The organism is Paenibacillus xylanexedens, from assembly GCF_007676705.1.
GTDB lineage: Bacteria > Bacillota > Bacilli > Paenibacillales > Paenibacillaceae > Paenibacillus > Paenibacillus xylanexedens_C.
Genome location: NZ_VEBF01000222.1, coordinates 1 through 291, shown reverse-complemented (window position 1 = coordinate 291; position 291 = coordinate 1). Strand labels below are relative to the sequence as shown.

Below are 291 nucleotides of genomic sequence, written 5' to 3'. Positions count from 1 at the left end.
TGAGGGTGGAGTGGAGTAGTTTTATAAGGAATTGGTAGAAGAAGGTTTGGAGGAAAAGAGGGTTGTTGGATTGTAGGGAGATGATGAAGGAGTGAGAGTGGAGAATGTGGGGAAGTTGTTGGATAGTTTAGGTGTTGAAGAAGGGAATATTGTGAAATGGATTAATGAGGAGAGAGTAGGAAAAATTGGATTTATTTTGGGTGGGGGTGATGGGGAAGAGGGTGTTGATTTGTGGTGGTGTGATGTTGGGAGTAGATTAGATATAAGGGAAAGTTTAGTGGATTTAATGGG

Annotated in this window: 1 protein-coding gene; it reads left to right on the top strand. The window is 41.6% G+C overall.

Annotated elements, in window-relative coordinates:
- Positions 1-91: 91 nt before the first annotated feature.
- On the top strand, positions 92-291 hold a 200-nt coding region (locus FS628_RS30475; RefSeq protein WP_145326675.1), incomplete at its 3' end, for a hypothetical protein.